This is a genomic window from Novosphingobium chloroacetimidivorans (genome assembly GCF_014204535.1).
In the GTDB taxonomy this organism is placed as follows: domain Bacteria; phylum Pseudomonadota; class Alphaproteobacteria; order Sphingomonadales; family Sphingomonadaceae; genus Novosphingobium; species Novosphingobium chloroacetimidivorans.
This window is the reverse complement of sequence record NZ_JACHLR010000044.1, coordinates 1-10169: the sequence shown is the minus strand read 5'-3', so window position 1 is coordinate 10169 and position 10169 is coordinate 1. Positions and strand designations below refer to the sequence as shown.

Below are 10169 nucleotides of genomic sequence, written 5' to 3'. Positions count from 1 at the left end.
CTGCCGCTATGGCGCTGAAGCAGCAGCCCGTGCACCTTCATGACCCGGTATACCCGCTTGGGGTTGGGCGCTGTGCGCCCGGTCCTGGCAGCCTGACGGCGCAGCAGGGCATGGACGCGGCGGTAACCGTAGGTGGGCAGATCGGCGATTAGCGCCCGGATGTCGCTGACCAGTTCGGCATCCGGCAAAGGCGGTCGGCCTCGCCGGCGCGCAGGTGCTCGATTGCGCATGGCTGATAGGTGTTGAAGGCTGATGCTCAACGCCTCGGCGACCGCGCTCACCGGTCGCCCCCTGGCAACGAGATCGAGCGCAATAGATGTTTTTTTGGGCCTGCGGCCCGGGACACGGCCTCACGCAGTATCTCGGCTTCCATGGTCTTCTTGCCCAGCAGGCGCTGCAGCTCGGCGACCTGGTTCTGCAGCGCCCGGTACTCGGAGGCCGGCACGACCTCCTCGCCGGCACCGGCTGCGGTCAGCGCGCCCTGTGCCACCAACCTGCGCCAGGTAAAGATCTGGCTGCCACTAATGCCATGCTGCCGGGCGACCAGCGACACGCTCATGCCGGGCAGATACGTCTCTTCGACGATCCGGACCTTTTCCTCCGGGGTCCAGCGCCTCCGGCGCTGAACCCCGGAGAGGACCTCGCCGCCATTGTAGCGCCTAGTCGTATGCTCAGTCATATGGCTCACTCTTATCTAAGAGCGAGACCCTGTCAGGTCATTTTGGGGGCTAACTCAGATGGCATGCAGGGGTGGCGCACAAAGGTGATCTCAGTGCACGACGTGCGCCGTGATGCTAATTGGGTCGGCGCGCTTAGCGGGCCCCTGCCTGGCTCGGAGGGGTATGTTCATAATGGCCATGGTTCTAAGCTGCACGGTACCATGCCCACACACCTCGGCCGCGATCAGCCAGACGTCTGACACTGTGATGCCGTGACCCCGCTGACGGGGTCCACGCCCGCACCGCTACTATCGCGACTGTCTCGGACGAGCACGGTGGCGATTTCCTTTTCGAGGCAACTCGGCTTAGCAAAGCCAGCCGGCTGCTTGTGGACCCCTTTGGCAGGGCCTGGCGTGAGGGGCGTTACTGCGCAGGCTGCTAGGGGCTTAGGCAGCGACTTAGGGGTCGAAATTTCCCGCTGCTAACCTTTTGTATTACGGTCGCGCGTCTACTCACCCATCACGCAAGCGTTACGCGTGACGCTACCGTGTCACGCTGGTGATGTTACGCTTAACGCTCATTTCCACGGACATTCCATCAATGGCGCGCGGAGTGCCCTTGATGCCGAAAGGGCCGCCCTAGCCGAAAGGAGCGGCCCCGTGCGGCCCTACTTAGCACTGGCTGATCCGCGGCCGCTGCGCATCGCGCTTGTCGCTTGGTCTGATACTGGCACATGGCAAGGGCGGCACGCTCGCGGCACGCATGATCTAGCACCAGCCGGCGACTCGGGCGACGGTGGCCCGGCGTTCTATGATGACCGGCCCTGATCAAAGTGCTGTGGGGTCGTCAGTGAGGGAACAAAAGTCTCGCCTCGCCCGAGATCGGCCGAAAACCGCCATTGCAGCGCAGGTAATTCGATCCCCGACAAGCAAGCGTACAGCCTGCGCTCGTCGGTTGCGACGCTGGACTTAACGAACTAGGCGCCAGCGTGTGCGACGCAGTTCGTATCGCTCGCTTCGGTATGCAAGTAGACGCCGAGCAGGCGGCGCATTAGGCACAATCGGCGGCTACCGCTTCAATGGATGACAGCACGGCGTTGAACATGAAGCCCATGGCATGGGCTAGGCAGATCAGGGTAAGATCTGCCTCCCTGCGCGCGGCTGCAACGGCTATTGCGCAAGAAGCTTTTGCGGCTTCGGTGCAGGCGGCTGTACTCGTCGAGCCTGCTGCCTTGATTGTTCTCCGCCCTAGTCCCGTTGCGTCTGCGCCAAGAGCTACAACTAAGAAGAAGGCCTCAAGTGTCAAGAAGCGCATGCAAATGGAGGTGTAAAGTGCCGTGGCGGCGAACGTTGTGGATGTCGTTCCGGCGAGTACACCCGCTTTCGGCGAGATCACCGAGGTGGCGGACTTGACACGTACTATCATAATTGTCCGGCCGCTAGCGCTGCTCCAGTGCGTAGAGGCCAGGCCGGTTACGTGCCGGGCCCGGCCGCGATGGGGTTGGTTGCAATGGAAGCGGCCTCTTCGCTGATGAGCCAGAGGCGCGATCCGTGCGACTTGCATGTGCAAATGGGGTTAGACCCTCGACGTTTCGCAGAAGTTCGCGTTGCAGTGCAAGCCTTGGGAGAGAGAGCATGTCGTACACGGCAACATCAGAAACCGAGCCGCCACTTCCTACATTAAGGGGCATTGTCGTCGATCAAGCTTTGAACGAATTGCATGTGCTGATCGCAGCCGAACTGCGCAAGCCCCCCTTCCCCCGGCTTCCTTCTGGCTGTTAGCCCCCGCCCTTCCCAAGCTTCTCGCGGCACGCCTCTGAAGGCAAAAGATGCACCGATCGATGTGGCACCGATCGACCCGGCACACTTGCCGGTCGTGTTGCCCATTGGCTGTCAACTCTATGGCCCTTGATGGAAGCTCAGCTAGAGCGGGAACAGATATTGGGTGGCCAAGCCCTCGATAGCACGTGGCACCTGACGAGGCGGGACGTGAGCTTCGATGGCAGCCTCTATCATCGCTCCATGTCATTCAAGGCCTTGCCGAAGCGGCAAACGATATTGCAGCCAGCTACCGCAAGAGACCAGTTATAAGGGCAAGGTGTAAGGGGCCGCCTAGTATGATGCTGGCCCCATCAGAGGAGTTCGAGCAGTTGATTATGACGCAGTATTCGCGAAGGATGATCAGGTCGGCCTACTGTGTTCCGCTACCGGCATGATTCAACCTCCTACTGGCATTTTCCGAAAACTCAACGCTGTAACTCTCAGGGCGAAGACGTGATCGAGCACCTCACATCGGCGGAGCTATGCAAGGTACTACGCTCCGGCGGCGGGGCGACTGTCAGCGCCTTGAACTTCAGTGTAGACGAATTAGCTGCCATGGCTCGGGCCCTCAGCGGCCACGCAGCCCTTTACATCGTGCATTGTCAGGTACTATCTAGGATCGAGATGGAAATCATCGCGCGCTCAGCGAAGGCTTCAGCCCACGTCTCCTTTGCTTAAGGTCAGGTGAGATCAGCATCGGTGCTAGTAAGGAAGCCTTAGAACCCTAGGCGCGCCGGTCTTCGATAAACCCGCCCGTCGGCATATCGGACGTACACCACTTTTTTGTATCTCGGCGGCGCGCGATGACCTAGGCGTATGATGATGGGGACGCTATGGGCTGATGGCATAGGCGCTTGCGTTTTTTGTTTACGTGGGTGCGATTGTTTGCTCATCCCGAAGGGGGCTAGCTGCGGGATCGGGCAAGCCGAGGCCGCATGTAGTTGCAGCCGCCAAAGACCATTGCACGCCTCGCACTTGCCGTCACATGCCCGCCAGCGTCTCTTTAGAAAGTAACCAATGGCCAGTTCTAAAGACGGGTCTAGCGGATGGTGGCTTTGAGCACGCATCAATGCGCCGCTTCCAATCGCGGCGATATGCTAGCTAAAGTTGCCCTTCATCATCCCACTAGGGCTGCTGTTACGTGCGTCAACGAACGGGTGATTGGGTGCACTATCAAGCGCCTTTTCCGATACGCAAATACTTGATCAACCTTTAGCTGCTGGCGCGAACAGTCTCAGCCGCGACATGGTCGGCCTTAATTGATCCGCGCTGATGTGGCTGCAGAGCTCGAAGTTCCATCCCGCGGCCGACGTTATCGACTAATCTGGCCTACAACTGTCCTCTAGCCAGCTGGGATGGCTTATGTTTTTGGTTTAATTGTAGGCTTCAAAGTGGCAGTATGCCCATCAGGCGAGTCAAAAGGCGGGCGAGCTGCTGAAAAATCACGAGGGCACGGTGGTGAATGGGTTTGACGGCATACCTAAACTGATTCATTCCGACTTATGCCACGAGATCGTTAAAAGTGGCCGTTTGCTAGAAGTTCGGATCTACCGGCTTGAGGATCGTTCTACTTGGCGGCTTGAAGTGGTGAATGAGCAGGGCACATCAACATTATGGAACAGATCGTTTCCAACAGATCTTGAAGCATTGCATGCTTTTCGGCGGAAGCTTAGCTCCGACGGACCTATAGTGTTCTTGGACACCGATGACGCCACTTCTCTCGGCGCCCATAGACCAGGCTAAATTTCGGTCCGCCTGCGTAGCTTGTCTCTGGGTATGCGTTCAGCACGCCATGCTCAAAAGTGACACGCAGGCAAATCGTTTCCATGTTCGGCCTGCTCAGGAAATTGATGCTTCGACAAGGCAGCCGCCACTTAGATCAGGGGCAGCGATCATGGCGCTTATATTGGACTTGTCGGATGCTTGTAGCAACCAAAGCAACCGCGCCGTTCTGCGGACCAACCGCTGCCTGCAGACCAATCCCTAGCGGGTCAAGTGGTACTGGTCGCAAGCTTCGCTCATAGAATGCGCTCTGCTCTCACACTGAAGGGTGCTACTGGCTCGAGGGCTTTTACCTGATAGTAGCACCGGGTTTTAGTCGCTAGGTTAAGGCCACATCTTCGGCGCCGCGCGTCTCTGATGATGCGGAAAATGTCGATCGTTTCGCGTATACGGATAAACGGTGTTGGAATTCACGGGCCGTGCTGAGGCAAGACTTTATCGCGTCCGGCTAGGTGGCGCGACGATAGTACGATAACACGGATCGAGCATGGTTGATGATTCGGCCGGTTATGCTCAACAAGCCACACGGCGTTCCGCGTGCTGATGACCGCCAGATGCTTAACGATATCCCCTGGCGGTTCCGCAAGGGCTCGCCAAGGGCAGAGGTGTCCCAGCGCTATAGGCCGTCGACCATTCGCTACGATCAACTTCGTGCCCTAGCTCACAGCGCGGTGTGGGATTGACTACCGGCCGCCGTCTGTGCCGTCTTTTTTGCGACATCGTCATGATCGATCCCAATTGTGTCGCTTAGAGCACTTTCACGACGACCGTGATAGTCCGGGTCATGGAAGAAGTTGGCGCACTCGTTGGGCAGGAAGCGATCGAGCAGGCTGCCGATACGTTCGACGAGCGCGTCGACGGTACGCGCCGGCTCCTGCCTGAACTGGCCCCCGTTTCGTCCGGACACCCTCAGGCTTAGAATGGAGGCTTGGGGCTATCCCCTGAGCACATGCTTATGTCTGGATATGTGGTTATCGCTGATGGCGGCCGGCGCCGTTTGTGGTCGGCTGCGGAGAAGCTGCGGATCGTAGAGGAGACGCTGGATGGCAGCGCCAGCATTTCAGAAGTCGCGCGGCGCAATGGCGTTTCCGCCAATCTCCTGTATCGTTGGCGACGGCTGATGCTCGAAGGAGGCAGTGTCGCGGTGACCGGCGACGACGATGTGACCAGCAACCGGCTTGTCCGGCAGATGGACCAGCGCATCCGCAAGCTCGAGCGTCAGCTCGGTCGCAAGACCATGGAGGTCAAGATCCTGAGGGAAGCGCTGGACAAGGTGCGCCTAAAAAACCGACATTGCTGATGCGCTCGCCCGTGGAGGACGATTTCCCGTGAAGGCGATCGCCCAGACGCTCGGCGTCTCGCGTTCGGCGGTGCAGGAGAGAATGAAAGGCAGAAGCCGACCGCGGGGCCCATACCGCAAGGTGGATGACGCGGTAGTCCTGCCGCTGATCACCGCCCTGGTCTCGGCTCGTCCGACGTACGGCTTTCGCCGCATCGCCGCTCTGCTCAACTGTCAGATGCGCGAGAGCGGCGCTGAGCCGGTCAACCACAAGCGGGTATACCGGATTATGAAGGCCAACCACTTCCTGCTGGCCCGCAAGTACGAGATCCGGCCCGACTATGGTCACGAAGGCAAGGTCGTGACAAGGCGCTCGAACCTGCGCTGGTGCTCCGACGGTTTCGAGTTTCACTGCTGGATCGGCGAGGTCGTACGAGGCGCCTTCATCATTGACGCGCATGATCGAGAGATCATCAGCTGGCGTGCGATCCTCAATGCCGGGATCAGCGGGTCGGAGGTGCGCGACATGATGCTGGAAGCTGTCGAGAAGCGCTTCGGCACCTGCCAGGCTCCGGCGCCGATCGAGATGCTGACTGACAACGGCTCGCCGTACACTGTCCGAGAGACCCGCATCTTTGCCCGGCAGATCGGTCGCAAGCCGTGCTTTACGCCGGTGAAGAGCCCGCAGAGCAACGGCATCTCCGAGGCTTTCGTGCAAAGGACATGCTGGACGTACATGCGGAAGGCATCGCCATTCCATCGCGCGATCGAGCACCCAGGGTGCTGTCATTGCGGAGAGCCTCAGCCCGGCGACGAACGTCATAGTCTTCCAGTGGCCGAACGGCGCCTTGTCACGGCAGCGCTCACCGACTGGCGCCCAGCCATGGAGCCGCGCCATCTTGGTGTTCACTCCGGTCTCGTCGAGGGAAGACCAGGCTCTCAGGATCGAGGAATGGCTGCGCGGCTCTTGCACAGCTTGCGCCTTGCCGCCACGTCCGGCCGGTCCTGCTCGGCGGCTCGCAGGGCTTGTTTTGAACGACAATCCGAGCCGCCGGGCCGCATTCCAGATCGCGCCGGTGCTCAGTTCGACACCGTACTCGGCCAGCAGCCATGCTTGCGCCTGTGCCAGCGTGATCCCAGGGCGCGAGCGGATGTGCGCTTCGAGCGCCAGTTCCTGCGCGCCCGACAGCTTGCGCGGCGCATGCCACCGGTGCGGGTTGATCCCCGCATCGCCAGTCAGCCAGCGTCGGATCACAACCTTGTAGATGTACGCGATGCTCACCTCAAAGGTAGGCGCCGCTTGCCGTACCGGCATGCCACCATCCGCAGCCCTCAGCACCTGATCGCGCAAGTCCTGCGAGTAGCTCTGAGCTGACCGCCAACCCATGCCGCCTCCTTCGTGACGGCATCCTATGCATCACATGATCATCGCCATGGAACCCCTCGCCGATTCCGCTCATCGTGGAACTGCTCTAACAGCGTGGAGCGAGAAGGGGTTCAGCGATAGCGCCATGGGTGCTTCGCAAGGTAGCTTCACAAGCAAGAAGCAATTCCTTGTCGACGCCGATGGCGATTTGAACGCCTTGCGCCTGACCAGCCGGTAAGTTCAATACAGCCAGGAAGCCGGGCGCTGCTCAAAACCGTGCCCGACGGGGGCAACGCTGCTGGCCGACTAGGGCTACCACAGCAACACCCATCGCTAGGTTGCTGCCCGCAAGCACGCTTGAACCTGCATCCCGATGCGATCCAACCGGCCGATGGAGCAGGGCGGCGGATCGGCTCAATCTGTGACCTGCGCCGCTAGGAGGCTACCTGCAAATGACACCGCCTTTCGCCCGATGTGGATACGGGCGCATCATACTGCCGGGATCCGTAGGTAGCGATAGCTTTAATTACATAGAGGCTTGCACGCAATGTTAGCTATGTGTAGCTAGGGATAGCGGCTGATAGCAAAACGTGCGCGCTTGCTGCCCGCTCGCGGAGCAGCCTGGAGACCCCTATGCCTGTGATTTCGATGATCTCTCCAAAGGGCGGCGTGGGTAAGACGACGGCTGCTGTTGTTCTCGCCACGGAGCTCGCGGCTTCCCACTCAGTCACCATCATCGACGCTGACCCGAACCAACCCGTCAAGACGTGGGCCGAACTCGGTCGACACGCGGCCAGACTAAAGGTGATAGCTGGGGTCAATCAGGAGAACATAACTGACGCAATCGAGGCGGCGTCGGCCGAGAGCGTATTTGTGGTCGTTGATGTTGAGGGAACGGCCAGCCTTACTGCGGCTTATGCAGTGGGAATGTCGGACTTCGTCCTCGTTCCATGTCAAGGCTCCACTCTCGATGCCAGACAAGCCACCAAAGCTTTGAAGATAATTCGAGACGCGGGCCGGTTGTCGGGAGGACAGAAGCCACACGCAATACTCTTTACCAAAACCAATCCGGCGATAAGGACGCGCAATCTCACTCACGTAGCACGCCAGCTCACCAAAGCCGGAATACCGGCGCTGGATACTGAGCTGAACGAACGCGAGGCGTTCCGCTCGATCTTCTCATTCGGAGGAGGGCTCTCCGACTTAGATCCGAGTGAAGTAGCCAACTTGGACAAGGCAAAGGCGAACGCCAAAGCACTTGCCAAAGAAGTAATGGATCGGATCAAGGAGGTTATCAGCTCATGAGCAGCACTCAACGGGCTAGCATATTCGATGATGCCGATGAAAAGGGACCAGCGCCGGATGCATTTCGACCAACCCCAAAGAAGGCGCCGTCCTCTGAGGAACTAAAGGCGCTTGATGAAGCTGCGGCGCGTCACAACTTCCTCCCGAGGGATCCGTCGCCAAGGGCCTCAAGGCCTTCCGAGAGATCGCAGTCGCCCCGTCGCGGTAAGGGACCGAAGGTCCAACTAAATCTGCGGATTGCCGAGAGTCTTAAGGAACGCTTCCAATCGATTGTAGACGCAACGGAGCTACGTCATGAAACGGTATTCCGTATGGCGTTGGAGGCTCTCGAACGCGATCTCAACGCGAAGTAAGAAGGGTACGCGCCCTCCAGAGCACGGCCCATACTGTTTGGTCAAAGGCTCTTCATTTCTACTGAATAAGCGTGTGAAACTTCAGCATGAGCCGAAATACGGCAGATCCTGGCGGATCCAAACTAAATACCTTCAATGTGAGATACATAGATATCTATAGCGAAACTCTCGGCAGGGCCGGCTTCTCTCGTGCGCTTGGCTTTAGCAGCAGCGCTAGGGCGCACTGCCAAGGTGCTGGAATCTGTTAACAATCGTCTTTGTGGAATCGCAGAGCCATAAATTGGCATGCAGGATCGCTAATACGACAAGTTCAAGGCCCCCTCCCCAGCCCTGCTTACCAGCTGTCAACTTTGTTTGGCAGAGCCACGCGATGCCAGGTTGGAAGACCCGACGCACTGCCTTGGTCGGCCGATATTGCCTCCTGCTGCTAGGCGATAATTCATCCAAAATTCTCAGATCAGCGCTTACTCGAACTATTTCAGGCAATAGACGCGAGTCTTGATGTAATCCGCGCCCTCGGAAATAGGAAAAACTCAGCGAGCGAGCCGATGAGGCTCCAAAGGCTGGGAGATTGTGCGCTCACCTGTCTTCCTAAACATAGCCTTGAGCCGGGCGAAAGCCTTCTCGATCGGGTTGATGTCGGGACTGTAGGGCGGAAGATACCGTAGACTGGCGCCCACCTCCTCAATCAGGTCTCGGATTGCGGCGCGCTTGCGACTTGAGAGATTGTCCATAACGACGATGTCGCCCGGGCGTAGCTCGGGAACGAGCACGTTGGTCACATAGGCCTCGATCTGGTCTCCGTTGATGGGGCCATCAAGCACCATCGGCGCGATCATGCCGGTCATGCGCAGGCCGGCGACAAAGGTGGTGGTCTTGCGATGACCATGCGGGAAGCCCATTCGCAGGCGCTCGCCTCTGGCACAGCGACCATGGCTGCGGGTCATGTTGGTCGCAGTCCATGTTTCGTCGATAAAGACGAGGCGCTCTGGCTCGAGAACAAGCTGGTCATCAAACCAGGCATGGCGCTGCCTCAAGACATCGGGTCGGTTCTGCTCGATCGCGTGACCCGACTTTTTTTGCGCGTGATCCGGTGACGATCGAAAAAGCGCCAGAGCGTGCCGATCCCGGCCGCAATGCCACGCTTGGCACGGCCGGTCCGGATCTCGGCAAGGGTGATGTCGCCATTCTCCTCCAGCATGGCCAGGATGAGCTCGGCATGTGCATCGGTCTTTGATGAGCGCTGGTCGCCTCCTGGCGTTCCAGGCACCGCTCGGCCATGCCTCAACGCCATCTGCCGCCAGCGGATAGCCGTCGCTACGCCCACTCCGAACCGATCTGCAGCTGCTCGGCAACTCAGGCCGCCATCGATCGCGGCCACTACCTGGTCACGCAGATCCTGAGATAGTGCTCTGCCCATCCATGCCGGCCTCCAAATCCAGCCAGGCGGATGAATCAGACCTGACGCGGCAAGGGAATACCGCTTGATCCAGGCACTGTGGAAATCGCTCTAGGCCGCAGACCCATAAACAGGATTCCCAAACCCGCTAATGCATGATTCAGTTTTCCGGCAAGCAGATGGGCATGGCACGTTTTGATCTGACG

At 59.1% G+C, this 10169-nt stretch carries 4 protein-coding genes and 3 pseudogenes; 4 read left to right on the top strand and 3 right to left on the bottom strand.

The window, feature by feature from the left end:
* Window positions 1-679, bottom strand: a pseudogene (locus HNO88_RS22550) (transposase); the annotation flags it as partial.
* Window positions 680-4755: 4076 nt separating this feature from the next.
* Between HNO88_RS22550 and HNO88_RS23135 the strand changes: the two are divergent.
* Window positions 4756-4944: a hypothetical protein gene (locus HNO88_RS23135; RefSeq protein ID WP_221420159.1), complete on the top strand. Its 189-nt coding sequence runs from the start codon at window positions 4756-4758 to the stop codon at window positions 4942-4944.
* Here HNO88_RS23135 and HNO88_RS21195 read toward each other — a convergent pair.
* Complete coding sequence (locus HNO88_RS21195) at window positions 4923-5168, bottom strand: hypothetical protein (RefSeq protein ID WP_184250671.1); 246 nt, start codon at window positions 5166-5168, stop codon at window positions 4923-4925. The two genes, HNO88_RS23135 and HNO88_RS21195, sit on opposite strands and share 22 nt — an antisense overlap.
* Before the next feature lie 42 nt (window positions 5169-5210).
* On the opposite strand from HNO88_RS21195, the pseudogene HNO88_RS21190 reads away from it, so the two are divergent.
* From HNO88_RS21190 to HNO88_RS21180, 3 genes and pseudogenes are all read left to right on the top strand, one after another.
* Window positions 5211-6258 (top strand): annotated as a pseudogene (locus tag HNO88_RS21190) (IS3 family transposase); the annotation flags it as partial.
* 703 nt (window positions 6259-6961) lie between these two features.
* Entirely contained in the window at window positions 6962-7144 is a 183-nt protein-coding gene (locus tag HNO88_RS21185) for a hypothetical protein (protein WP_184250668.1), read from the top strand.
* A 395-nt stretch (window positions 7145-7539) separates the two neighbouring features.
* The gene (locus HNO88_RS21180) at window positions 7540-8211 is read left to right on the top strand and encodes a nucleotide-binding protein (RefSeq protein WP_184250665.1); all 672 of its coding nucleotides are present in this window, start codon (window positions 7540-7542) and stop codon (window positions 8209-8211) included.
* An 831-nt stretch (window positions 8212-9042) separates the two neighbouring features.
* On the opposite strand, the pseudogene HNO88_RS21175 reads toward HNO88_RS21180, so the two are convergent.
* Window positions 9043-9984 (bottom strand): annotated as a pseudogene (locus HNO88_RS21175) (IS630 family transposase).
* Between the last annotated feature and the right edge of the window lie 185 nt (window positions 9985-10169).